The sequence below is a fragment of the Dasania sp. GY-MA-18 genome (assembly GCF_024734385.1).
Taxonomy (GTDB): domain Bacteria; phylum Pseudomonadota; class Gammaproteobacteria; order Pseudomonadales; family Dasaniaceae; genus Dasania; species Dasania phycosphaerae.
Genome location: NZ_JANHAP010000004.1, coordinates 42,673 through 67,897, shown reverse-complemented (window position 1 = coordinate 67,897; position 25,225 = coordinate 42,673). Strand labels below are relative to the sequence as shown.

At 44.9% G+C, this 25,225-nt stretch carries 22 protein-coding genes; 13 read left to right on the top strand and 9 right to left on the bottom strand.

The annotated features are described in order from the left end of the window. Window positions 1-46: 46 nt before the first annotated feature. Window positions 47-1,543 carry a sodium:alanine symporter family protein gene (locus tag NO559_RS06220; protein WP_258330941.1) on the top strand — a complete coding sequence of 499 codons (1,497 nt, stop codon included), beginning with the start codon at window positions 47-49 and terminating at the stop codon, window positions 1,541-1,543. Between the two features lie 12 nt (window positions 1,544-1,555). On the opposite strand, the gene NO559_RS06215 is transcribed toward NO559_RS06220, so the two are convergent. Further along, a complete protein-coding gene (locus NO559_RS06215; RefSeq protein WP_258330940.1) occupies window positions 1,556-1,792 on the bottom strand; it encodes a TIGR02647 family protein in 237 nt (78 codons plus the stop codon). A 124-nt stretch (window positions 1,793-1,916) separates the two neighbouring features. On the opposite strand from NO559_RS06215, the gene NO559_RS06210 reads away from it, so the two are divergent. Continuing rightward, window positions 1,917-2,195 carry a winged helix-turn-helix domain-containing protein gene (locus tag NO559_RS06210; RefSeq protein WP_258330939.1) on the top strand — a complete coding sequence of 93 codons (279 nt, stop codon included), beginning with the start codon at window positions 1,917-1,919 and terminating at the stop codon, window positions 2,193-2,195. A 209-nt stretch (window positions 2,196-2,404) separates the two neighbouring features. Here NO559_RS06210 and NO559_RS06205 read toward each other — a convergent pair whose 3' ends face one another. Genes NO559_RS06205 through NO559_RS06195 form a run of 3 tightly spaced genes read right to left on the bottom strand, consistent with a single transcriptional unit; the run spans window position 2,405 to window position 6,411 of the window. Next, window positions 2,405-2,770 (bottom strand): response regulator, encoded by a 366-nt coding sequence (locus tag NO559_RS06205; RefSeq protein WP_258330938.1) that lies wholly within the window; start codon window positions 2,768-2,770, stop codon window positions 2,405-2,407. Continuing rightward, the gene (locus NO559_RS06200; RefSeq protein WP_258330937.1) at window positions 2,770-4,071 is read right to left on the bottom strand and encodes a sensor histidine kinase KdpD; all 1,302 of its coding nucleotides are present in this window, start codon (window positions 4,069-4,071) and stop codon (window positions 2,770-2,772) included. Before NO559_RS06200 ends, NO559_RS06205 begins: the two co-directional genes overlap by 1 nt. 21 nt (window positions 4,072-4,092) lie before the next feature. Further along, a complete protein-coding gene (locus tag NO559_RS06195) occupies window positions 4,093-6,411 on the bottom strand; it encodes a TonB-dependent receptor (protein ID WP_258330936.1) in 2,319 nt (772 codons plus the stop codon). Between the two features lie 178 nt (window positions 6,412-6,589). Here NO559_RS06195 and NO559_RS06190 point away from each other — a divergent pair, with 178 nt between their 5' ends. From NO559_RS06190 to NO559_RS06180, 3 genes are read left to right on the top strand one after another with little or no spacing between them, the layout of a single operon-like run. Then, on the top strand, window positions 6,590-7,186 hold the full coding sequence (locus NO559_RS06190) for a LemA family protein (protein WP_258330935.1): 597 nt from the start codon (window positions 6,590-6,592) through the stop codon (window positions 7,184-7,186). Further along, window positions 7,186-7,929 (top strand): YgcG family protein, encoded by a 744-nt coding sequence (locus NO559_RS06185; RefSeq protein ID WP_258330934.1) that lies wholly within the window; start codon window positions 7,186-7,188, stop codon window positions 7,927-7,929. Before NO559_RS06190 ends, NO559_RS06185 begins: the two co-directional genes overlap by 1 nt. After that, window positions 7,929-8,543, top strand: a complete 615-nt coding sequence (locus NO559_RS06180) for a TPM domain-containing protein (RefSeq protein WP_258330933.1) — start codon at window positions 7,929-7,931, stop codon at window positions 8,541-8,543. Before NO559_RS06185 ends, NO559_RS06180 begins: the two co-directional genes overlap by 1 nt. A 136-nt stretch (window positions 8,544-8,679) precedes the next feature. On the opposite strand, the gene NO559_RS06175 is transcribed toward NO559_RS06180, so the two are convergent. From NO559_RS06175 to NO559_RS06165, 3 genes are read right to left on the bottom strand one after another with little or no spacing between them, the layout of a single operon-like run. Next, window positions 8,680-9,120, bottom strand: a complete 441-nt coding sequence (locus NO559_RS06175) for a DUF3010 family protein (RefSeq protein WP_258330932.1) — start codon at window positions 9,118-9,120, stop codon at window positions 8,680-8,682. A 50-nt stretch (window positions 9,121-9,170) separates the two neighbouring features. Further along, window positions 9,171-9,758 carry a uracil-DNA glycosylase family protein gene (locus NO559_RS06170; RefSeq protein WP_258330931.1) on the bottom strand — a complete coding sequence of 196 codons (588 nt, stop codon included), beginning with the start codon at window positions 9,756-9,758 and terminating at the stop codon, window positions 9,171-9,173. Window positions 9,759-9,805: 47 nt separating this feature from the next. After that, window positions 9,806-10,258: a helix-turn-helix domain-containing protein gene (locus NO559_RS06165; RefSeq protein WP_258330930.1), complete on the bottom strand. Its 453-nt coding sequence runs from the start codon at window positions 10,256-10,258 to the stop codon at window positions 9,806-9,808. A gap of 98 nt (window positions 10,259-10,356) precedes the next feature. Here NO559_RS06165 and tmpT point away from each other — a divergent pair, with 98 nt between their 5' ends. The 5 genes from tmpT (at window position 10,357) to NO559_RS06140 (ending at window position 19,682) form a co-directional block, all read left to right on the top strand. Further along, window positions 10,357-11,013 carry a thiopurine S-methyltransferase gene (gene tmpT, locus NO559_RS06160; protein ID WP_258330929.1) on the top strand — a complete coding sequence of 219 codons (657 nt, stop codon included), beginning with the start codon at window positions 10,357-10,359 and terminating at the stop codon, window positions 11,011-11,013. A gap of 582 nt (window positions 11,014-11,595) precedes the next feature. After that, entirely contained in the window at window positions 11,596-12,867 is a 1,272-nt protein-coding gene (locus NO559_RS06155; protein ID WP_258330928.1) for an aromatic ring-hydroxylating dioxygenase subunit alpha, read from the top strand. Between the two features lie 66 nt (window positions 12,868-12,933). Further along, window positions 12,934-14,100 carry an MFS transporter gene (locus tag NO559_RS06150; RefSeq protein WP_258330927.1) on the top strand — a complete coding sequence of 389 codons (1,167 nt, stop codon included), beginning with the start codon at window positions 12,934-12,936 and terminating at the stop codon, window positions 14,098-14,100. A gap of 569 nt (window positions 14,101-14,669) precedes the next feature. Next, a complete protein-coding gene (locus NO559_RS06145) occupies window positions 14,670-17,060 on the top strand; it encodes a TonB-dependent receptor (RefSeq protein ID WP_258330926.1) in 2,391 nt (796 codons plus the stop codon). A gap of 225 nt (window positions 17,061-17,285) precedes the next feature. Then, entirely contained in the window at window positions 17,286-19,682 is a 2,397-nt protein-coding gene (locus tag NO559_RS06140) for a CHAT domain-containing protein (RefSeq protein WP_258330925.1), read from the top strand. Between the two features lie 308 nt (window positions 19,683-19,990). Here NO559_RS06140 and NO559_RS06135 read toward each other — a convergent pair whose 3' ends face one another. Next, window positions 19,991-20,383: a hypothetical protein gene (locus tag NO559_RS06135; protein WP_258330924.1), complete on the bottom strand. Its 393-nt coding sequence runs from the start codon at window positions 20,381-20,383 to the stop codon at window positions 19,991-19,993. A gap of 26 nt (window positions 20,384-20,409) precedes the next feature. Continuing rightward, window positions 20,410-21,147, bottom strand: a complete 738-nt coding sequence (locus NO559_RS06130) for an NUDIX hydrolase (protein ID WP_258330923.1) — start codon at window positions 21,145-21,147, stop codon at window positions 20,410-20,412. A 272-nt stretch (window positions 21,148-21,419) separates the two neighbouring features. On the opposite strand from NO559_RS06130, the gene NO559_RS06125 reads away from it, so the two are divergent. The 3 genes from NO559_RS06125 (at window position 21,420) to NO559_RS06115 (ending at window position 25,213) form a co-directional block, all read left to right on the top strand. Beyond that, entirely contained in the window at window positions 21,420-22,502 is a 1,083-nt protein-coding gene (locus NO559_RS06125; RefSeq protein ID WP_258330922.1) for a bifunctional nicotinamide-nucleotide adenylyltransferase/Nudix hydroxylase, read from the top strand. A gap of 83 nt (window positions 22,503-22,585) precedes the next feature. Beyond that, window positions 22,586-24,013 carry a nicotinate phosphoribosyltransferase gene (locus tag NO559_RS06120; RefSeq protein WP_258330921.1) on the top strand — a complete coding sequence of 476 codons (1,428 nt, stop codon included), beginning with the start codon at window positions 22,586-22,588 and terminating at the stop codon, window positions 24,011-24,013. A gap of 168 nt (window positions 24,014-24,181) precedes the next feature. After that, window positions 24,182-25,213 carry an SPFH domain-containing protein gene (locus tag NO559_RS06115; RefSeq protein ID WP_258330920.1) on the top strand — a complete coding sequence of 344 codons (1,032 nt, stop codon included), beginning with the start codon at window positions 24,182-24,184 and terminating at the stop codon, window positions 25,211-25,213. The last annotated feature ends 12 nt before the right edge of the window (window positions 25,214-25,225 follow it).

The following is a 25,225-nucleotide window of genomic DNA, read 5'->3' as shown; positions in this document are numbered from 1 at the left end:
CTGTGCCAGCTGAAAAATAATAACAACGATACCTACTGGAAACCGTATGCAAAATTATGTTGATGGGCTCAATACTATTATTTGGAGCCCGGCACTAATCTATCTTTGCCTGGGGGCAGGTTTATTTTTTTCTGTATTAACACGCTTTGTGCAGGTGCGGCAGTTTGGAGAAATGTTGCGCTTGCTAGTGGCCGGGCACAGTTCTAAGCGGGGTATATCATCCTTTCAAGCCTTAACAGTATCGTTATCGGGTAGGGTCGGCACAGGTAATATTGCCGGTGTGGCCGCCGCTATAGGTTTTGGTGGCCCGGGCGCAGTATTTTGGATGTGGATGGTGGCTTTTTTAGGCGCTGCTACTTCTTATATAGAGTGTACTTTAGGGCAGATTTATAAAGAAGAGTTTGAGGGCCAGTACCGCGGCGGCCCCGCCTACTATATAGAAAAAGCCATGGGCCAAACCTGGTATGCCTGGATTTTTGCCATAGTCACCATCATAGCCTGCGGCGTGTTATTACCCGGGGTGCAATCCAACAGCATTGGTAATGCTATAGATATTGCTTTTGGGTCTGGCCAGACCATTAGTACTTTTATGGGGGACCTCAGCATCGCTAAAAGTTTAACTGGTGTGCTGATAGTGCTGATGTTGGGTTTTATTATTTTTGGTGGCGTTAAACGTATCGCTCACTTCACCCAAGTGGTAGTGCCATTTATGGCGCTCAGCTATATTGTTATCGCCTGTATGATTATAGGACTCAATATAGAGAAGCTACCTGCCATCTTCAGTATGATTGTTAGCGATGCCTTTACCCCCATGGCAGGGGTGGGTGCAGCCATAGGTTGGGGGGTAAAGCGCGGTGTGTATTCCAATGAGGCCGGTCAAGGCATGGGCCCACATGCTGCCGCCGCGGCAGAGGTACAACATCCTGCGCAGCAGGGTTTGGTGCAGGCCTTTGCTGTATATATAGATACTTTATTTGTTTGTTCGGCAACCGCCTTTATGATCTTAATTACCGGTGCTTATAATGTGCACGGTGCTGGCGATATGATGTTAGTAACTAATATTGCCATTGATATTGCTGCCAATAGCCCCGCCTATACCCAAACAGCGGTAGAAAGTATGTTCCCTGGTGTGGGTAACCCCTTTGTGGCGATGGCATTATTTTTCTTTTCGTTTACCACTATTTTGGCGTATTACTATATCGCTGAAACCAATGTCAGTTATTTGCAGCGCCATTTAAAACTCAAAGGTTTGAAAACTGTGTTGAAATTTGTGGTTGTGGCATCCACTTTTTATGGCACGGTTAGAACGGCTAATTTGGCATGGGCCTTAGGCGATGTTGGGGTGGGCTTAATGGCGTGGCTGAACATAGTGGGCATTCTTATTATTTTCTTTATGGCTAAGCCCGCAATGCAAGCGCTAAGAGATTATGAGCGTCAGAAAAAACAAGGGGTTAAAGCCTATACCTTTAACCCCAAAGCTTTGGGTATAAAAAATGCTGACTTTTGGGAACAGAGATTTAACAAGGAGTCAGTGCAAAAATAACTATTGCGGGATTTATTCGGGTTTTAAAATCTGTAATAAGTTTTGTGTATGTTCACTGGCGGTTAGCCCCAAGCTAGTTAAATAACCGCCATCGGCTTGGCTAATTAGGCCCTTGGCATATAAACGCTGAGTGGCGGCAATGGCCTCTGGGCCTGCTGAAGAGTGAACTTTAATTCCCTCTTGGTTAGAGTGTAAATTAAACTGAGCCAATATATTAAGTTCGGCAATAATGTCTGGCGAATAGGGCATAGTGGTTCCTTAAATCAGTTTTTATTGTATAACGGGCCATTTACAGCATAGCAGTTCGCCAGTGTTTAACCATGGTTCGTTTAAACATTAACAATGTAAATAGGTTTGCCATTAAGGGCATAGCATGACACACAGTAAAACCAAAACCAGTTTTTATCGTCGTTTATATGTGGCTTATTTAATTGAAAACGGCATAGCTACGGTGCCGGCCATTACTGCCCATACCGGTATGCCCAGGCGTACTGCACAAGATACTGTCGCGGCTTTAGCTGAAATAGATATACATTGTGAATTTGTAGGTGCTAATAAAAGTGGCCACTACCGCATTAGTGACTGGGGGCCGGTAAACCAACGCTGGCTGCATAATCACATAGAGATGATTAAAGCGGTACTGGCTTATTAGTACAGCGTGTTATTTTAAGGTTTAGCGTTTGAGTTCGGCCATAAGCTGAGTATGGTTGCAGTAACTGCCCCGATGATTATTCCTAAAATTAGGTTCAAAAAAACAGTGACTAGACCTTGCGATAAATAATAATTTAGCAAGGTGCTTAGGGTTTGTAGGCCGTGCTCAAGAAGAGGTAGGCCATAAGTGCATTCCTAGTAGTGTTAAAGTTAACTTGCTGTTGCTTGTTTAATCGCTTGCAGCAATAAATTTTCATCTAAAGGCTTGAACTGCACCGCTGAAAAGCCGCACTGGTTAATTTCATTAAGCTCTGTTTGGGCGCTATGAGCAGTTACCGCGATTACCGGTATGTGTTTTAGTTTTGGGTTTTTGCGTATTAGCCTAACCGCGTCTTTACCGCTCATACCGGGTAGAGATATATCCATTAATACTAGGTCGTAATGTTTAAGGCTCATCTGTTGTAGGCCTGCTTCGGCGGAATCGGCTATGTCCAGGGCGTAGCCCGCATCTTCAATAATCCAAGACGCTAGCAGTTGGTTTTCCTTGTTGTCCTCAACCAGCAAAATACTCAGCATTACAGCTCCTTGCTATTTATTAGTGGCAAAAATATTGTGAAGCAACTGCCTCTATTGACCCGGCTCTCAACCTCGATAAATCCCTGATGTAGCTTGACCAGTTCATGGGCAATGCTCAAGCCTAGGCCCGCACCGTCTATGGCGCTATTGGCATGTTTTTTTAAACGAGTAAAGCGACTAAACAGTGAGTCTAGCTCATTGGCCTCTATGCCGGAACCCGTATCGCTAATCGCTATAGTGATAAAGTCATGATTAGCTTGCGGGCCCAAAGTGGTTTTCCCCAGTGTGATTGTGATTCCGCCTTGTTCAGTGTATTTAATGGCATTGGCGATTAGATTATTTAACACTTGTTTTATTTTAAGCGGGTCGGCGTTGATCTTTAACTCATCATAGCTACTGTCATGAATAAGCAGGGTGAGTTTTTTTTGCTCAGCCAAAATCTCTATGTCATTGATGGTTTCATTAATTAATTGCCTGATATTTTGTGGCGACTTGATACATGTCAGCTCGCCTGACTCTATTTGCGCTAAATCCAAAGAGTTATTGACCATATTAAGCAAGTTTTTACCGCCTCTATTAATGGCTTTAAGCGCCTCTATTTCTCGGTTGCTTTCTTGTTGGTCTTTTAGTGATAGCAACTTTTTCGAAAAGCCTATAATAGCGTTGAGTGGGGTTCTAAATTCATGAGATATATGGGAGATAAACTGAGACTTATAGTGATCTTTTGTAATCAGCTCTTTATTTTTATTTTCTATAGACTCTATAAATTGCAGATAGGTTTTTTGATATAACCAACCTACCCAGCTAATAATAAAAACCAAAAATGAGATGGACACGGCCCTCCCTATATATAAAGCGTTGCCTTGTAATTTGGGTTCCGGAAAGGGGTAGGCCTGAACATTTAGATAAGCAAATATAGCGAAGCAGCTTATGGTTAAAAAAGAAAATATCCAGCCTGATTTTTGGTCGATTAATAAAAATGCCATTAAAGGCAAGATGGCAATCAAGTAAATAACCGGGCCTTTAAAGCCCGCGGAGTTATAGGCGAATAACAACAGCACGGCCGCTATATTGATTAGCAGTAGCGTGGCAATTAGTTTTTCAGCAGCGCCTTTTTTTAAGGCGTAGCACAAACCCAGGCAGAACAGTACCGATAGAGGACTGATAGTAAAAACATGGCCTACACCCAATTTAATGGAGCGGGCTACCATAGTGATAATGTGTATGCCTGCCCACGCCAAGGCGGTGCCGATAATAATTTTATGTTTATCGAGTATTAGTTTGTTGTTAAGGCTTTTCATATTGAAGGGTGGGCTAGTTTGTTATTGTTCATAATAAATACTCATGCCCACTAAGCGCTGGCCAGAGCTAGGGCCGCAGGTGAGGGTAGAGCTCAGATCGGTGGGGCTGGCCACTAACGGGTTATCCAAGCTGCTTTGCTGTATGCAGGTTTTTTCTTCGCTGATATTATCGGCCCATAAACTGACTCTTAGCCCTGTGTTATAGGGGCTAAAGCTAGTGCTAAGGTTAAAGTAAAGCTGGCTGTCTCGTTTGCTAAATAGGTCGTTGGAAAACTTCAAGCTATCAAGTTGGCTGCTAACATAGCGGCTCTCGCCTCTAATTTGCCACTCGCCATAATGGCCGTTAATGGTTTTAGTGATAGCGCCAGTAAAACTTAGCTCTGGGGTGTTTTGTAATTCGTGGCCTTTATCTATATTGCTGAGCTGGCCTGCATCTTTAATTTCGCTGTGTAACCAGCCTATGGAGCCTTGTATTAACCACTGCGCAGGTGCCTGCCAGCTGCTCTCCAGCTCTAAGCCATAGATAATGCTTTTGGGAATGTTTACAAAACCCGGGCTGCCGTTAACCACATCAAAGGTTTGTAAATCCTGCCATAGGTAATAAAACAGCGCGCCGTTAATGGCCAACTGTTGATCAACTGAGTTGGCTTTAAAACCAAATTCTATGGAGTCTAAGTATTCTGGCTCTACCGGGGTGTTGGCGGTACCGGCAAAAGCCGCTAAGGCGCGGGTATCAAAACCGCCAGATTTATAGCCATGACCATAGCTGCTATAGAGCAAAATATTGTCTTTATATTGATGGTCTACGCTGATATTGCCGCCGAGTTCCTCTAAGCGTTGTTTAAGATTATTGAGCATAAATACACAAGGCAACAGCCCGGGTTGGCAGGCGGCGGGATTGGGGCCGCTAAGTTCTTGTACCAGTGCTTGGCTAATAAATGTGTCGGCGGGGTATAAGGCTTCGGGGGTAAGCACTAAGCCAAAGCGCGAATCAGCTAATTTTTCATCATGGCTATAACGCAAGCCTATATGCCAAGTCGTTTTTGGGTTGATATGGTAATCGAGTTGGCCAAATAGTGCGTATTCTTCATTATCTTGATCAAGAATATTAGAGGCGGTAATTGGCGCGTTATTGGCAATAATAACTCTGCGTACATTAGTGGCCTGTAAGATGTCTTCTTTAAAATAATTCAAACCTATCAACCACTGCCAAGCTTGCTCGTGGCTGCTAGCTAGGCGCAGCTCTTGGCTGATTTGCTCAAATTCGGAATCTTGAAAGGCAATCATACGCAGGCTGCTGTCACCGGCTAAATCTTCAGAAAATTCTACCTCGGTTTTATCGAGGGCGCTGATGCTGGTTAGGGTCATAGTCGGCCAATCATGTACTACTTTGATATAGCCGCCTTGGCTGGCGATATCTTGCTTGGCGGGTGAAACGTCATACAGCGTATGCCAATCATCGGTGGAGGGATTACTGCCGCTAGCGCTGACACAATTCACCCGGCTTTCAAAATCGGGTTGGCTAAGCTCGGCAGCTGAGCAGGGGCTGCTAGCATCGTTTGGGTCTCTTAGGCCTATGGCCTTATTGCCCATACCTAAGCCCTGCATGCGGCTGCCATGCCAATTAACCAGTATTGCGGTGTGGGGGCTGGGCTCGCTTAGCCATTGTGCGCGCCAGGCCTGTTTATCGACGCCGCCTAATTTTTCTCCAACTCTGCCGGGGGCTTGGTTGCGAAACAGGCCATCGCGCTGCTCGCTGGCATAGGCTAGCCGCATGGCATGCTCATCGTTAAGGGTAAAGCCTAAAGCCCCTTGGCTGGCAAATAAACCGTACTCACCCACGCTGGCGTTGATATAGCCTTGTGGCGCAGCGCCAGTTTTAGGGCTAGCGCTAATATAATTAATCGCACCCCCTATGGCATTGCGGCCAAACAGGGCATTTTGCGGGCCGCGCAGTACCTCTACCCGCTGCATATCAAATAAGCTGATAACACCACTATAAGGGTGGTTGACCACTATTTCATCTTGGTAAATTGCCACCGCTCGGCTGACGTTGCCATGAAAATTATTAGTGCCCACGCCACGTAAGGTAAAGCCCGTATTAACCGGGTTGACCTCATTGAGGCTAACATTGCTTAACTGGCTGAGTATATCCCTGGCGCTGCCTATGCGTTGGGCGGTAAGCTGCTCGCCGCTAATGGCCTGCATGCTTAGGCCGAGTTTCTGCATAGCGACCGGGCGTTTCTGAGCAGTGACAATTATTTCTTCCAAGGGAGTGGCATAGGCCATGTTTTGGCAAATAAGCGCCGAAATAAAGAGGCAGTGTTTTTTTATTGTCATTATATAGGCCACTGTTTGATCATGTGGTTAACAGAGTGCTTAAGCATAGCGTATTATGTTTGTGATTTATAAAGGCGGTATCGATTAAGCTTAGATTTAGTTTAGCCATTTAGCTACACTGGTTAAGCAGGTAGTGCCACATAGTTTTTTATTCACATGCGAATAGCGAGCACCACACATGAACACACAAACTGTAAAACAAAGTTTTATAGCCTTATTAATGATGATTGCACTCAGTGGCTGTGGTATTAACAATATCCCCACCTTTGATGAGCAGGTAAAAGCCAGCTGGGCGCAGGTAGAAAACCAATACCAACGCCGCGCCGATTTAGTGCCCAATCTAGTAGCCACGGTAAAGGGCTATGCCGCTCATGAAACCGAAACCTTACAGGCGGTGGTTGAGGCCAGAGCCAAAGTGGGTAGCATGCAGGTCAATGCCGATGTGCTTAACAACCCGCAAGCCTTGCAGCAATTTGAACAAGCACAGGGCCAGTTAAGCAGCGCGTTAAGCCGTTTAATGGTGGTGGTAGAGCGTTATCCTGATTTAAAAGCCAATCAAAACTTTTTAGCGTTGCAGTCGCAATTAGAGGGTACTGAAAATCGTATCAGTGTGGCGCGCCGTGATTACATAGCGGCGGTCGGTAAATACAATACCGAAATCCGCACCTTCCCCGGCCGTTTATGGCACAGCTTTTTATACAGCGATATGCCCATACGTGAAACCTACCAGGCTACCAACGAAACTGCTGAACAAGCCCCCGAGGTTAACTTTTAATGTGGATTTATAAGTCCATCAAATACCTCGCGCTGATTTCGCTTGCGCAGTTGATAAGCACTCTGGCCTTAGCAGAAATCAGTTACCCTAAATTGACCGGCAGAGTAGTGGATAATGCCGAGCTACTTAGCCCCGACGATGAGCAGCGCTTAACTAGCTTATTAACGGCTCATGAAAACGCCGATGGCAACCAAGTAGTCGTGGTAACCCTGCCCAACCTACAGGGCTACGATATAGAAAGCTTTGGCTATCAGCTGGCTAGGCATTGGGGCATAGGCCAAAAAGATAAAAATAATGGCGTGCTGCTAATCGTCGCGCAGCAAGAGCGCAAGATACGTATAGAGGTGGGTTATGGCTTAGAGGGCCAGCTTACCGATGCCATAAGCTCTAATATTATCTACAGCATTATCAGGCCCGCATTCAAAACAGGTGATTTTCCCGGCGGCATACAAGCGGGGGCGCAAGCCATTATTGAGGCCCTGGGAGGCAAGTATGTGATGAATAAACGCGCAGGCAGCGGCAAAAAATCCGATAAACTTTGGATGCTGATTTTCTTATTGATTATTGCCGGCCCTATGTTAGGCATGATGCGACCTACCGGCATGAGTAGCAGCCGCTATGGCAGCCATTACGGTAGTGGCGGCTTTGGTGGTGGTTACAGAGGAGGCGGCGGCTTTGGCGGCGGCGGATTTTCTGGCGGCGGTGGTGGTTTTGGTGGCGGCGGTGCGTCGGGAGGTTGGTAATGAAAGCATTAAATGAACAACAACTGGCGCAAATTAGCGCAGCGATACAGCAAGTAGAGCAGCAAACCGATGCCGAGTTAGTCACGGTATTAGCTAAGCAGGCCGACAATTACTACTACATCCCCACCTTGTGGGCGGCGCTACTCGCTTTATTAGTGCCGGTGTTATTGCGCTTTACACCGCTGTGGTTGGACGGCATAGATTTACTCAAAGCTCAGTGGCTGACTTTTGCCTGCGCAGCTTTAGTCTTTCGTATACCGTTTATAAAAATGCGCTTAGTGCCTAAGTCAGTACAGCAGTGGCGTGCCTCCAGTTTAGCCAGGCGGCAGTTTTTGGATAATAACTTGCACCACACCAAAGGCGAAACAGGGGTGCTGGTGTTTGTTTCCGAGGCTGAACATTATGTAGAAATACTGGCCGATAGAGGTATAGCGCAGCAGGTAGACGATAAACAGTGGCAGCAAATTATTGATGCTTTTACTGCGCAGGTTAAAGCCGGTAATACTCAGCAGGGGTTTATCAGCTGTATAGAACAATGTGGTGCATTGTTAAAGCAGTACGCCCCTGCCACAGCAGAAAAAAATGAATTGCCTAATCATTTGGTGTTGTTGTGAGTTAATGGCGGCAGTACATTAAATATGGAGTTGAAAGCGGCGAGTAGAAAACATGCTGCAATGTTAATACACGCTACTCGCTGGTCACACCGGCGTAGGCCGGTGTCCAAGGCTAGCCTATAGGGTGCTGTCAGCCCTATGGTTTCTCTGGATACAGCAATTGGTTTTGATAAGCGTAAGCCACATTAAAAGCCGCTTGTTGAAACTTTTTTAAGCCCAGGCTGTTAAAGTCTATCGCCACTTTATTATTTTTGATCAGCTCTTTCATGGTGCTGTAGTTCATTAAGGTCACCGGTATATCAATCAGCTGTATGGCGGCTTCCAATTTAAAGCTGATGGCACTACCCGCCAACTTGCCCTTAGGGGCGCGCTCTATAATGACTACTTCATCCACCTTGTAATCTTCCATTAGCTTTTTAAAACTAAATTGAAACTCGCGTATGGCGGTAGTGCTGTCGGTTTTGGCTAGGGTGAAAACGCGCTGGCGACAGTCGGCTACTTCAAACACGCCCTTATCTTGGCCTAATAGGCAAATATTCGCCTCGCTAGTGGTTAGTTCAACGCCGCAAACTCGCATACTGTACTCGCTGTGTAATGATCTAGGATAAGGCCGCCATTGTAGCGGTATTAGTAGCCCGCTTGTAGCAAATGTTTAACCCGTTGCTTTAATGCGGGCAGTACCTCGGCCTCAAACCAAGGATTGCGGCGCAGCCACAAGTTATTGCGCGGGCTGGGGTGGGGCAGGGGCAATTGCTGCGGCCAATAGACCTGCCAGGCCTGCACGGTAGCAGTGAGGTTTTTCTGCTGAGGGCTAAGGTGGTAAGCCTGAGCATAGCGGCCTAATACCAAGCTAAGTTCTATATTGGGTAGCTGGGCTAATAATTGCTGCCGCCAAGTGGCGGCGCATTCGGGGCGCGGTGGCAGGTCGCCGGACTGGCCCGTGCCGGGGTAGCAAAAGCCCATAGGGGTTATGGCAAAAAGTTTGGGGTCGTAAAACTGCTGGCGGCTAACCCCTAGCCAGTCACGCAATCTGTCACCACTGGCGTCGTCAAAGGGGATGCCAGACTCATGTACTTTACGCCCCGGCGCCTGCCCGGCAATTAAAATTTTGGCGCTGCGATGAGCTTGCAGTACTGGTCTAGCACCACAGGGCAAGTGGGGCTCACAGAGGCTGCAGGCGCGTATGTCTTTGAGCAAATGGGTGAGTGTAGCCATGGTTGATAGTCTATTGGGCAATGGGTGAGCAGCAAGCTGAGTGTAGTCTAGACCTTTGTTGCTGGGCTTTTACGCCGCGGCTGAATGACCTTTTTTGCTACTACCCGTAACAACTGCTGAAACTTAGGGCAGTCTAAATGTTGCGGTGCCGGACAGGCGGCGGCATGGCGCAGGCCATTGCGCATGGCGCCGAGCTGTTTGATTTGTAGGTCTAGTTCATCGGCCTTGCGGCTAAGTTGCTGGCGGTCTATATCGGGGCCGTTGGCGGTGAGCATGTCGGCGATTTCGCTTAGCGAAAAGCCCGCGTTGTGTCCCAGAGCAATGAGCGCTAATTGCTCTAACACTTTACTGCTGAATACGCGGCGTAAACCGTTGCGGCCTATAGAGTGAATTAAACCTTTGTCTTCATAAAAGCGTAGGGTGGCGGCGGGTAGCCCAGAGCGCTTGGCCAGCTCACTAATATCTATGGTGGGAGCATGAGGGGTAGGGATTTTAGTCATTTTTAGTTGACCTAAAGTTAACTTGAGGTTGTATGCTAGGGCTAAATATAGCGCTGGGCAAGTAAAGGCTAAGCGCCGGTTAAAAATCAGGAGTCACTATGGATAAACAATTTTGGCAGCAAAAATGGCAGAGCAATGACATTGCCTTTCATCAAGGTGAGGCCAATCCCTTATTGGTAAAATATTTTCACATGCTCAATGTCGCTATGGGTAGTCGCATCTTACTGCCGCTGTGTGGCAAAACGCTGGATATAGCTTGGCTGCTAAGCAAGGGCTATCGTGTTGTCGGTGTGGAATTGAGTGAGTTGGCTATAACGCAATTGTTTGCCGAGCTGGGGGTGCAGCCAGTTATCACTCAGCAGGGTAAGTTGCAGCATTACCATGCGGGTAACCTCGATATTTATGTGGGAGATATTTTTGATTTGTCGCCAGAATTATTGGGCACTGTAGATGCCCTCTATGACAGAGCCGCGTTGGTTGCTTTGCCTGCCAGCATGCGCCCAGACTATGCTAAGCATATCACCATGCTTAGCGCTAAAGCGCGCCAGCTGTTGATTACTTTTGATTACGATCAGAGTTTATTGCAGGGGCCGCCGTTTGCGATTAGCCGCGAACAATTACAACAATATTATGGCCAAGATTACAGCCTAAACTTGGCTGCCAGTGTTGAATTGCAAGGGGGTTTAAAAGGCCAGTGCCCAGCGATAGAAAAAGTATGGTTGCTGCAAAAGCAGAGGCGTTGTGGGGTTAATTAAAAACAGCGTTAAGCACCGGTATTTTTTATTTTGTCAGCTAATGTCATGGGGCGAATAACTTTTTTCATGGTTGAGTAATAATACCCCATTAGACCAACATAGGTTGCGGCGACTAGGCTGATTGATGCTATTTCAAATTGTTGCCTGCCGCGTGCTCAGCTGCTGCATTGCAAGTCAATACTTATTAGGTGCATCCCCTTAAGGAATAGTAGTGTTTCTGAATTTGCAGCGCTTCCCTCCTTGTATATAGATTCTTTGAGAACCAAGAGCCTTTCTGGCTAATAATTGACTTGCTCTACCAATGGGCGTATAAAGTTAAAAGCCTTCATATGACGGTGTTGATGGTGGTGGATAGGAATACAAATGCATATCTAGGTTTGTGTGACGGAAAAGCACTGGGGGTAAGAGAGGTTTTTCGTGGTCTTACCTGAATAGAATAACGGCACGGTTATATGCAGCAGATGGGCAATTGTTATGTATGAAAAAGAATTTTTGGAATGGCTGATAAATGATAAAGGGCCATTGACCTCTTTAATAAGCGATAAAAAATTATAAGTAAATTATTTTATTAAAGAGGCTAGCATGAAAAATATTATTACAACTTCAAACAGCATAAATTTAGACGGTCTTATTGAAGAGGCTGAGAGTAACCCTGGTAAGGCTCTGGCTAGGGAGTTTTACAGCGCAGAGGAAGTGTTTTCTGAAGATATGCAAACTATCTTTAAGAAGCAGTGGGTATTAGTCGATCATATATCTCGCATCCCTGAAAAAGGCCAATATTTCTTATTTGAAATAGCTAATGAGTCAATCATTATCTTGCGTGAAAGCGAAGATAAAGTTAATGCTTTTTATAATGTGTGTAGGCATAGAGGGTCTAAAATTTGCCTAGACAATGAGGGGCAAAGTAACTTTTTGTTATGCCCTTACCATGCCTGGTCCTATAACCTAGATGGTAGCCTTAAGGCGGCAAGGACTATGCCTGAAGATTTTGATAAGAGTGAGCATTCCTTGCATAGCTGCCATGTAAAAGTTTTTCACGGGTTAATATTTATAAATTTAAGCGAGGGGGCAGCGCCAGACTTTGATAGTGAATACGCAGCATTATCGCCATTTGCTGAGCAGCAGGGGATAGCAACAGCAAAAATAGCTGTGAAGAAAGAGTACCCGAATGTAGCAAACTGGAAGTTGGTGGTTGAGAATTTTATTGAGTGCTACCACTGTAAGCCTGCTCATCCGGAGTACTGTTCAGTTCATCCCGCAGAAAAACTATTGGCTTTTGGTGCGGGGCCGGGTTCTGGCCCAGAAGAGGCTGTAGAAAAATATTCTAAAAAGTTACTTGCCTGGGAAGAAGCAGCGCAAGCGATGGGGCATTTAACAGGCGTATATGATGGCGGCAATGATAGTTTAGGCTTGGCCCAAGCCGCACGTTATCCTATTAATGATAGAGGGTGGCTATCTGAAACATTAGATGGCAAGCCAGCCTGTAAAAAATTAATGGGTAATTTTAAGGACTATGATGGCGGGCAAACGGCTTTGGCGTTCAACCCTTTCAGTTTTGCTTTATGTTGTAACGACTTTGCGGTGATCTTACGTTGGACACCTAAAGATGCTTTAAATACTAATATTGAGCTGACATGGTTGGTTTCGGAAGATGCCGTGGAAGGTGTTGATTACGATCCTGAAAATTTAGTTAAAGTTTGGGATATTACCATTAAGCAAGATAAGCAAATTACTGAGAATAATCAGAGTGGTGTGATGTCTGGTAAATATGTGCCTGGCCCCTATTCTCTGCAAGAGGCGAGAAATATAAGTTTTAAAAAGTGGTATCTAAAACAGTTAAAGTCGTCTTCTTGATTATTAGCTGATATCAGCATAAGGCTGGCCTAAACTTAGGGCAGCCTTATGTGTATAGGTTTTATTATGATAATAAATACAAAAAATTGCTTGTATATTAGCTTGATCATGGTTTCTGGCTTGATGGGTACATATACGCTGCCTTTGTTGTTTGGTTTTTATATTGATGAGCTGTCTTTTAGTGAATCCTTAGCCGGAAATCTATGCATGATAGAGATTTTAGCTATTGCTATGGCTTCAATTTTGTCATCTTTTTTTATTGCTTCATGGGATAAGGTGTACGTGACGAGAGTAGCTGTTGCGTTGTTTTGTTTAGGGCAGGTATCTACAGCATATGTAGATTCATATTATTTGTTGTTTATTGCTAGGGTGTTAGTAGGGGCCGCCTCAGGTGTTATTCTGGCGGTAAGCAATAATATTATTGTGCAAATGGATAATCCAGATTCTTGCTATGGCAGGGTCTTGGCAATTACTTCATTGATATTCTCTTTTCTTTTGTGGTTTTTTCCTGTTGTTTACTTAGAGTTTGGGGCACTGAGTATTTTTGTCTCTATTTCAATTGTCGCTATTATGGCTGGACTAGTTGTTAAAAATTTTTCACAGTTATATTCAGGTCTATTAGTGTCAAGTCTGTCTGCTAAGCCAGGTAAGCTAGATATAAAATTAATTGTTTTGTTTTTTGTGGCGATGACGGCTATTTATATTGTTACTGGCGGTACCTGGACCTTTGTTGAAAGATTAGGCAAAAACAATGATATAAGCTTAGACGAGGTGGGCGTGCTGCTGGCTATATCAACGTTATTTGGAATATTGGGTGCTGCTACGGCTGGTTTGTTGGCGAATAGGTTCGGCCGAACTTGGCCGTCGTTTAGTGGATTTGTTGTCAGTGGATTTTCCTGTTATTTATTGATTGCCGCAGATAGTTATATGCTTTATGTGTTGGCAATTGTCTTATATGGTTACTCATATATGTTTACACTTTCGTACGTATTGAGTATTGCTGCCGCTTTAGACAAGCAAGGTAGGGTTGCTGTTGCCGCGAATGGTTATTTATTAATTCCGTATTCTTTAGGTGTTGTGCTTTATGCGCAGCTGGGTGGTGAATCTTTACCGTTGATTGGGTCTGTGGCGATGCTGGCATGTTTTGTTTCTTCATTGTTAATTGTGTATGTTTCGTGGCAGGCATCCCGTGATAATGCAGGCTATGTAGAGCTAGTCGGGCACGGGAGCTAAGCCCGTAAAGGCCATCATAATAGTTTTATATTGGTGCTATAGAGGGTGTTGTCGATTGCATGCCGTAGTTACTTTGGTATTAAGTATAATAATTTATGAAATTTGTTAGTGATTGTATTGGGCAGGGGGGGTGGCTGCTTCTTCTTGAGTTTTACTAGCCATATGCCATGAGTTTATTTTTATAGCTAAGCGTAATTTAAACCTATAAAAACACCCTTTTTTATTTCTTTTTGGTTAGGTTTTACCTATAGGCATTATTGCTTTTTATTTGTTGACATGGCGTTGGGGAAGGGTTATAAATTGAAGCGCCGTCATATGACGGTATTTATATTTTATGTGTGGATTGGTGGCGTTGGTTTATTGAGTTCCATAAAATTTTATCCTTGATTGAATTTTGGTTTTGATTAATAAGCCGTAGGCGTCTTTAGGGGTTGTGTTAAGCGATTTTGGCTGGTGTAAATGATTTAAAGCTATTTGCTAAATAGAGCATATAAGCAATTTAAAACTTCATATATAAATAATAATTTATCCGCATCTAATAATAGAAAAAGTAATAAAGGGGAATAAATATGAGTGTTGTTAAGTTACATAAAAGATCTGTCTTGTATGTTGCATTGTTATCTGCAATGCAATCCATTCCTGCTTCGTCTGCAGTTTTAGAGGAAGTAATGGTGACTGCGCAAAAGCGTGAGCAAAATCTACAGGATGTAGGTATTTCTGTAACCGCTTTTAGCGGTGATCAGATGGAGGCTTTGGGATTTACAAATACAACTGATATCGTTAGCCAGACGCCTAGTTTACAGCTTTATGAGTTTAGCCCTACATTAACCGTGTACAATTTACGAGGTGTTTCACAAAATAGCTTTGGTGATTCCTTAGAGGCCCCTGTTGCTGTTTATGTTGATAATGCCTATGTGTCGTCTATGGGGGCTCTTAACGGTCAGCTTTTTGATACTGAACGTGTAGAGGTCTTACGTGGCCCGCAAGGCACGCTTTATGGTCGCAACGCAACTGCTGGCCTTATTCACTATATCAGTAAGGCACCTACAGAAGAATTTGAAGGCCGAGTTTCAGGAACGGTCGGTAATTATGATTTGGTTGAGGTAGAAGGCGTTGTTAGTGGGCCGCTATCAGATTCTGTGCTTGGCCGTTTAGCGGTGAAGTATACTGAGCAGGATGGTTATCTGGAGTGGGAGCGATCAGAGAACGCAAATGGCGACCTGCAAGTACATGACGATATTCGTGATGCTTATGGAAAAAATGCAATAGGTGTGAAGTCAGCGCTTCAGTTCAATCTCACAGAAAAAACTGATGTGATACTAAGGGTTAATTACAGCAAGGATGATGATGTGCCTAGTGGCGCCTATGTTCGCAGCGAGGCCGCCCCTGACCCAATTACCGGGCTAGGCTATTATGTTGACAAAAATGATGAGCCTTTTAAATTTAATGCAGATCAGGAGGGCGCATTTGATCGTGAGTTGTTAAGCACAACTATAGAACTTAAGCATAGTATCAATGATAGTGTAGAGTTTATGTCTATCACTAATTATATGGATATGGATAAGACCTATATTGAAGATACCGAAGGTTTGGCATCTGGTTTCCCTGCGGCAGTTTTTGATACTTTTTACGTTGATGGTAATGGACAGCCTGTAACCGTACAGAGTTTTTTCCCCGATCAGCCGGCTGGGGCTGATTTACCTGTTTTTGTTTTTGGAACGGACCAAGAGTTTCAGCAAATTTCGCAGGAGTTTAGACTTTCTGGTGGCGATGAAAAATTAAATTGGCAGGCAGGCTTATATTATCTTGATATAGATACTGATAATAGTCAGACCGTACAAGGCTTAGCTGCATGGTGGACGGGTGGTCCTTCAGTAGGATTTCAGCCATCAAGTATTGCAACGTCAACCTGGGAGGTTGAAACGGAGTCATGGTCGGTGTTTGGTCAATTTGACTATCAATTAACCGACGCTTTAATGCTTACTATGGGGCTGCGATGGACCGAAGATGAAAAAACCAATGACTTCTACTCTCGCTATGAAACTAAAGACGGCGAAGTTTTACTGGAAGAAGTAGATTTTGGTGTTGTCCCTGTTGGGCCTGTCTGTTATTCCGCGTCAGTTGATACCAGGTGTCCTGGTGATGTGGCAGATAAAGACGCCAAATATGATTATTCTGATTGGGCAGGTAAGGCGCAGCTTGACTGGGTGATCGATGATGACTCGCTTACTTATTTTGCAGTAAGCAAAGGTGTTAAAGGGGGTAATTGGTCCACGCCTAGCTTCCCGGACTCAATAAATATAGGCGGCACTGATAGATTGTTTCACGAAGAAGAAACGCTGTACTCCTATGAAATTGGCGCTAAGTTTACACTCGCAGATGGCCTAGCGAGATTCAATACTGCGGTTTTCTATTACGATTATAAAGATTATCAGGCATTTTCTTTAATCAACTTTGTGCAAAACATCAGTAATAATGACGCAAGAGTTACCGGCGCTGAATTTGAGCTATTTTTAACACCTTGGGAAGGCTGGGATTTTGCTCTGGGTGGCTCTTTCTTAGATAGTGAAGTTGATGGTATTGAAACGCCAACAGGCTTATTTATTGATACTGAGTTACCGCAGGCACCAGAATATAGCTTCAATGGCTTAGCTCGTTATGAGTTTGATTTTATGTCAGGTTCGTTATCGACCCAGATAGACTTTAACTATAGCTCAGAGCAGTGGTTAGAAGTAACAAATGCACCATTAGATAAAGAGGATAGTTATGCGGTTTTTAATGCCAGATTAACTTATACCTCTCAGAATGAAGATTGGAAATTATCCGGTTGGATTAAAAATCTTGGCGACGAGGAGTATCGTATTTATGCGCTCGACGTTGCAGGTGCGCCGCAGCCATTTGTTAATGATGTGTATGCATCGCCTCGTACCTATGGTCTAACAGCGACCTATAACTTTTAGGGTCTCTCGTTTGGCGGCATTAGTCTATATGGCTGATGCCGCCTTTTTTATATTTGAAAGTGTTATGCACTGCTAATTATTCCCTTCCCGCTGGATAGTGATGCTGCTTTATCATGTGCAGCTTAGACCTATCTATCATTAGTGCGCCTATTATGGCAGGCTATAATCTTACTTAATGCCAATATTTTTCAGGCTAAGCTTAGTAAGACTTTAATAGGCCTCCCCATGATAATAAAAAAACTTCTATTGTTAGTGTTGGCTGTAGCCGTCTCTGCCTGCGGAGTTTCTGGCATTTCACTTAACAGCATGTATTTAAAACAAAATTATCTGCAGATTGCACAATACCAAGATCAATTTCAGGCACTGGATGATTATGCTGTATTAAAAGTATGCCAGTCCTTAATTAAGCTGCAGCAATTTGGTGAGTTTCAGCGCTGTTACCAAGAGTTAGAGCTTAGGTCTAGCAGGCAGCAGGGAGCGTTAAAAGGTATACAGGGTGATGCCTTTACGCCCGCCCTTACCCGGGCAATATTTGCAGCCATGCAGGCAGAGCTTGCGTTAGAGTTGGGGGATTATAAACAGGCTGTTTTGCATGGCGAAAAAGCATTGCAGTTATTAGAAGCTGAGCCCTATGCGCTGACGACTATTGTGGATGTTGCCGGTACCAGCTACGAAGTCATTAAAGTTTTAATGGCGGCTTATCCAGCGTTAGACGATAAAACAAATACTTTGGCGATGATTACTAGGGCTAAAGCTTTAGCTGAGTATAAATATTATGGTGATAGCGGTTTTCGTCTAATTAAAGACTTTAAAATTTTGCCGCTGTTAACTCAGGGTTATTATGCCTTAGCTGATTATCAGCAGGCCCTTAAGCACAGCAGCCTAGCCATCGACGAGCTAAGCAATATAGGTTTTTTTGAAAAAGCATTTTATAGCAGCATGACAGCTGTCAGCTCCGCCACTACGGGTGAGCGTACCGCCGAAGGCAACAGCCAGAGTTTTGCCGATACTCTGTTTGCCCATAGCTTGCAGCCTAAAGCCATTAAGGCACGCAGTGAGCTTGAGCTGGGTAAATATGCCGAGGCTAAGGCGAGTTTTGATGAAATACTTGCTACTAAGCTGATTAGTGGTATCACTAGTTTGTACTACCCGGTGTTGCATGACAGGGGTAGAGTTGCCGAGGCTCTGGGTGATAATAAGGCCGCCATAGATTTTTATCGCCAGGCGATAGAGGTCATAGAAACTAGCCGCGCCTCATTAACTAAAGACAATCATAAAGTTTCTTATGTGGGCAACAAGCAGGCGGTGTACCAGTCGCTAGTAAAAGTGTTGTTTAAACAGGGCGAGGTTGCAGCTGCATTTGAGGTGGCAGAAAGCGCCAAGGCCCGCGCCCTGTTAGATTTATTGGCGGGGAAACAGGGGCTTACCGCAGAGGCTGCACCACGCAGCGCTGAGGCAGTAAGCTTGGCGCAAGAGTATAAGCGTTTACAGGCTGATGTAGATAATAAAGGCGCGCTGGCCAAGAGCCAGTCGCGAGCGTTAGATAGAGGCCTGTTATTGGCGGCAAGAAAAAAATTAACCAGCGCCGCGCCACAATATGCCTCTTTAATTAGCGTTAACCCAACTCAAAGCAGTGATGTGCAGCTGTTGCTAGAGGAAGGCGAGCTATTACTGGAGTACTATGGGGATAGTAATGAATTGTTTATTTTTGCCGTTAGTAAACACGCTATCAGTGCCAGTTATGTCGATGCTAAACAGCTATCGGAACTAGTGGCTAAATTTAGAGCGAGTGTGCAACAAGTTAATAACGATGATTATAAGCTTGTAGGCAAAAAACTTTATCAGCACTTACTAAAACCTGTAGAAGAGCTGGTTGCTGAAGCTGCAGCTGTAGCCATAGTGCCGCATGGTGTACTGCATTACCTGCCCTTTGATGCTCTCTATACCGACAATCAATTTTTTATTGATGCTAAGCCCATGCGCATATTGCCCAGCGCATCAGTGTTAAAATTTTTAAGCAATAAAACTCACCTTCAAGATTCACTGCTGGTATTGGGTAACCCTGATTTGGGTGATAGTCGCTACGACCTTGCTGGTGCAGAACAAGAAGCCATCGCTATAGCCAGCAATAAAAATCACGCTAATATTTTGTTAAGAAAAAAAGCTACCGAAACCGCGGTAAAAGCTCACGGCCAACAATATAAATATATACACCTAGCCTCGCATGGCCTGTTTGATGAGCGGGCCCCACTTAATTCCAGATTACTGCTAGCAAAAGATGCAGCCAACGATGGCAGCTTAACCGTTAGTGAAATTTATAATCTAAAATTGGACGCAGATTTAGTCACCCTTTCCGCCTGCGAAACGGCTTTGGGAAAAGTGGCCAGTGGTGATGATGTACTGGGCTTTAGTCGAGGTTTTTTATATGCCGGGGCTAGCTCTATAGTGTCCAGCTTATGGAAAGTGGATGATGAGGCTACCTCTTTTTTAATGCAGCGCTTTTACAAAAACTTAGCCAGCTTAGATAAGCGCACAGCGTTAACACAGGCCCAGCTAGCACTTAAGCAGCACTACCCACACCCTTATTACTGGGCGGCATTTCAATTAACGGGCGGCTTATAGGTGTTGGTTTGATGGCGCTTGAGTGGTGAGTGTATGTATGCGTTAAATTGGGGGGCTTTTATAGATAAAAGTGGTATTAAATGGAATGCCCTTCAGGAGATGGGCTTAGACTTGATCGGGGGTTGTCTGACGTCCAAAAGGTGATGAGACGGAAGCGCTAAGCTTAGATATAGGCTGTGGGTAGAGTTTTTTTAGTTTGTGTAGTTTATGGTCGTCTATGCTTGTCCTATCTAGGGCTTAATGATACACAGTTTTGAAAATTTAGTTTCAGTTTCCAAGGAATAGTAAACTTCCTTTGTTGTTTTATTTTATTGATTAATAACATGCAAGTATGTCGAATCAATATCATTAAACGTTGGTAAATAAATAGGGGAGTCATCAAACATAAGGTCTATACCCTGTGCTTTGCAATAATCCCGTTTGGCGTTATCCCATTTATCTTCAGCGGCATAAGGCCTGCCATTAACCCATTTTATGTTTTCTTCGGTGGCTTCTAGGTGCTCAACAATTGAGAAGTAGTGGGTGAACATAATGCCTGCATCAGCCAGTAACTTATCAACGCAGGCATCTCTTTTGATACCTGTAACGATGTGTACTTCTGCGCCATCTTTATAGAGGGCGGTTGATAGGTATTTAAAGCGCTCTGGAAATGTGTCGATAACTCCGTGAATGTCTATTCCTACTTTTAGCTTGTTATTCATAGTTACCTCCTTACTTAATGCTTGGCTTAACGTGGCCCTTCTATATTGCGAGTAAAATAAAAGTTCTCGCCTTTAGGTTTTGCTCGGTAGAGCTTGGCGGGGCGATTGCTCCCTGTTTTCATATTGCCGGTTTCTTCCAAAATATCGGCATCATCAATCCGGCGTCTAAATGATTTCTTCTCAATCTTCTTATCCAAAATGATTTCAAAGGTTTGCTGGAGCTCAGTTAATGTGAACTCTTCAGGTAACAGGTTCACAGGCAGAGAGGTGTACTGCACCTTGTTTTTTAAACGTTCGATACAAGCTGCAAGCACCTGCTTGTGGTCAAAGGCCAGTTCCAGCTTATTGGTGATGTCCTTAATCGGTACCCATTTAACATCATCCGAGCTTTCATCCCCGCTCAGTTCTACCTCATCACAGACGATCAAAGCGAAATAGGTAATAGTGACCGACCAGCCCCTGGGGTCTCTATCGGCGCCGCCAAAGGTTGCTACCTGCTCCAGATAGGGCGTATCTACGCCAGTCTTCTCTGCTAGCTTGCGTCTTGCGGCATCAGCCAGCACCTTGTCCTTCTTAAAATCGATAAAGCCGCCAGGCAGAGCCCATTGGCCAAGGGCAGGGTGCTGGGCTCTTTTGACTAAAAGCACCTGCAGCTGCTCATCTTTAAGGGTAAATATCGCCATATCCACCGAAGTGAGTGGCACGTCAAAATCGTGGATGTTGTAGCTTTTTAAGAATTGCTTTTCGGTTTGCTTGGCTGTCATGGGCTTAATCACACGTTGTTAATGTCTATATGCCAACATCTTAGTGGCCTAAAGACACCAATTCAATCCCTGTTTGAAAATTAATCATAAATAAAGTTTAGAAATAGCGTTGACAGGTAAGTGTCTTTGAGCCACTATGTGTTTAAGCCAAGCAAATAAGTGGAATTCACTAGCTAGGCAGGCTGATTAAGTCAGCCTCTAACGCGAATTTGGATAGACCGAATTTCGTTCCGCCCTCCCGGTAGGGCATATACAGCAAGGGGTTTGCTGACATGAACAAGCAAGTTTCATCATCTAAGGGCAATAATAAGCCATACGACTTCTTAGTCTTCATTGGTCGTTTTCAGCCTTTTCACAATGGTCACCTTGCCGTTATCAACGAAGGCTTGAAGCAAGCAGAGCAAATGATTGTATTGTGCGGTTCGGCTCACCAGCCCCGCTCAGCCCGCAACCCTTGGACTGTCGCAGAACGCGAAGCCATGATCCGCGGTGCGGTAGGCCCTGAAGCCAGTGCCCGTATCCACGTCGCACCATTGATGGATATTGTTTATAACGACGAGTCTTGGGTTCGCAATGTACAGGCCACTATTAATGGCTTGGTAACTGCTCACCACGGTGTGCCACACAAATTGCCAAAGGTGGGTTTGATAGGCCACAGCAAAGATCAAAGCTCTTATTATTTAAACCTTTTCCCACAGTGGGGCGCGGTAGCGGTAGAGAACTATCAAAGCCTAAGTGCTACTCCCATACGCGAGGCGGTCTTCTCAGCAGAGGGTGAGGCCTATGTTGAAGGTGAAAAAGCTAAGCAAGTATTGCCCGCTAGCGTGCAACAAGAGATGGTGAAGTTCAGCCGCTCTGAAGTTTATAAAGAAGTAAAAGGCGAGTATGAGTTTGTCGCCAAATATAAAGAGGCTTGGAGTGCAGCACCCTATGCGCCAACCTTTGTCACTGTTGATGCAGTAGTGATACAAAGCGGCCACGTATTAATGGTAGAGCGCAAAGCGCGTCCAGGGAAAGGTTTAATGGCATTGCCCGGTGGCTTTGTCGACCACGGTGAGAAGCTGGTTGATGCCTGTTTAAGAGAGTTGCGCGAAGAGACTCGCTTAAAGGTGCCAGCGCCGGTGATGAGAGGCTCCATCAAAAAACAAGAAGTGTTTGATGACCCACACCGTTCAGCCAGAGGCAGAACCATTACTCACGCATTTTATATAGAGTTAGAACCAAACAAAGCATTACCCAAAGTAAAAGGAGGGGACGACGCAAAACACGCCATGTGGGTTCCATTAGCAGAATTAGACCCCGCAAACATATTTGAAGATCACTATTTCATCATCCAGGAAATGATCGGTATGTGATGAGGTAGGCGAATAAACAAGGAGCAGGGATAGACTCAGCTCCACACAAACCCGAGAGGGACAATGATAGGAGGATTTCCATCATGAGCATCTACAAAAGCAACATCATCTTAAACGCCGACTCTTATAAAGCGTCACACTTTTTACAGTATCCACCTAACACTGCTCAGGTTTCTAGCTACATCGAAGCCCGTGGCGGCAAGTTTAAAGACGCTGTGTTCTTTGGTCTACAAATGTTCATTAAAGAATATTTAACCAAGCCAATCAGCAGTGCCGATGTCGATGAGGCGCAAGCCATCTTTGAGGCACACGGTGTACCTTTTAACGAAGAAGGCTGGAGATACATTGTTGAAAAATACAATGGCTATCTACCCATAGAGATACAAGCCGTACCCGAAGGCACAGTCATGCCGGTTAAAAATGCCATGGTGCAAGTGATAAACACTGACCCCAAGTGTGCATGGTTAACCAGCTATGTAGAAACTGCACTATTAAGAGCGGTTTGGTACCCAACTACTGTGGCTACTGTTTCATGGAACTGCCGCCAAGTGATAGCATGCTACATGGAAGAGACTGCCGAAAGCGTAGAAGGCTTACCTTTTAAACTACACGACTTTGGTGCCCGTGGTGCAACTACTGAAGAGGCAGCAGCCGTCGGTGGTGCAGCACACTTAGTTAACTTCATGGGCAGCGACACTATCAGTGGCATTATGGCAGCGCGCCGTTACTACGGTGCCGAGATGGCAGGCTTCTCTATCCCCGCAGCTGAGCACAGCACTATTACTAGCTGGGGCCGTGATAATGAAGCAGCAGCCTACGCCAATATGCTAGAGAAGTTTGGTGGCCCAGGTAAAATAGTAGCGGTAGTGAGCGACTCTTACGACCTATGGAATGCAATCGACAATATCTGGGGCGAAGAGCTTAAAGATAAAGTCGAAAACTCAGGCGGTACTTTGGTAGTGCGCCCTGACAGTGGTGACCCAGTTGCCATCGTCACTGAAACTATCGAACGCTTAATGAAAAAGTTTGGTTATGAGGTTAATAGTAAAGGTTACCGCGTATTACCCAGCTACATCAGAGTGATTCAAGGTGACGGCGTTGCACAACAATCCATAGAGGCCATTTTGGAAACTATGAAGCAACGCAAGCAAAGTGCCGACAACATTGCCTTTGGCATGGGTGGCGAGTTACTACAAAAAATTAATCGCGACACCATGAAGTTTGCAATGAAGGCATCAGCTGCAAAAGTGAATGGACTATGGATGGATGTGTATAAAGACCCCATCACTGATCAAGGAAAACGCTCTAAAAAAGGCCGCTTAGCCGTTATCAAAGGCGCAAGTGGCGAGGTTAAAACTATTCGTGAACAAGATTTAGGCAAAAGAGAAAATATGCTTGTGCCGGTGTTTAAAAATGGTGAAATCTTAAAAGAGTACAGCTTTGAACACGTTCGCGAACGTGCCGCCGCTGGTGCAATCGTAAACAAGCAAGAGGAGGAGAGCGCAGCATAAGTGTCCCTACTGTCGTCATTCCTGCGAAGGCAGGAATCTAGATTTTAAAAGAATGGATTCCCGCCTTCGCGAGAATGACAGTGATAACAGTTACTTTATGTTGGGCCTGGATAGACCGGGCCCTTAATTCAAAAAGGGTTAATGCCCGATAATGGCAAGGAGTTTGTCATGTTTAACATTCAATACATCAAAGCAGAACCCACAACATTTATCATGCAGTACAAAAACGGCCAGCTTAAACGGCAGGGCAAAGGCCTATCGTTTTTTTACTACGCACCTACTACTTCATTGGTATCTGTGCCTGTAGGCACAACCGACCTTCCATTTATGCTGAAGGAAAGCACCAAAGATTACCAAGAGGTAACAGTGCAAGGGCAAGTGGTTTATCGCATCGCCGACCCTGAAATGTTATCAGGCTTAATGAACTTTACCTTAAAGCCAAACGCCTCTGGTTACTCTTCAGAAGACCCGGATAAATTACGCAACCGCATTGTTAACTTGGTACAGGTAAAAATGCGTACCGCAATCGAGCAGCTAGATTTACGCCAAGCGATTGCCGCATCACAAACCCTGGTGCGTGCCGTTAAAAATGAACTCAGCAATTCATCGGTGCTGCAATCTATGGGAATAGAGATAATGGATTTATCCATACTCGCCATTAAGCCTTCACCCGATACAGCCAGGGCATTAGAAGCTGCTGTGCGAGAGAAGCTGTTGGAAGAGGCAGATGAAGCGATCTACCGTCGTCGTAATGCCTCGATTGATCAAGAGAGAGCCGTAAAAGAAAACGAGCTTAATACAGAGTTGGCAGTCGAGGCCAAGCAAAAAGATATTAAAGAAGAGCGGCTAAAGGCTGAGCGCCTGCAGCAAGAGAAGCGTAGCGAAATGGAGCGTGAGCAGCTTGAAGCCGATATCGTGCTAGAGCAACAACGCAAAGAGTTTGTTGAATTGGCGACAGCTAACGAGCGTGAAGAAGCCGATGTAAAAGCCTATGAAATTGCCGCCACTATGGAGGCGCTCTCTAAGGTTGAACCTAGAATCTTTGAAGCAATGACTATGGCTAACCTTAACCCGCAACAACTTATGGCGCAGGCTTTTAGGGAGTTGGCCGGAGGTGCCGAAAAAATTGGCCAACTTAATATCGCGCCAGACTTGCTGCAATCCATCGCCGGTAAAATTGATGGTGACGCTAGAGCGTAACCAATAAAGGGA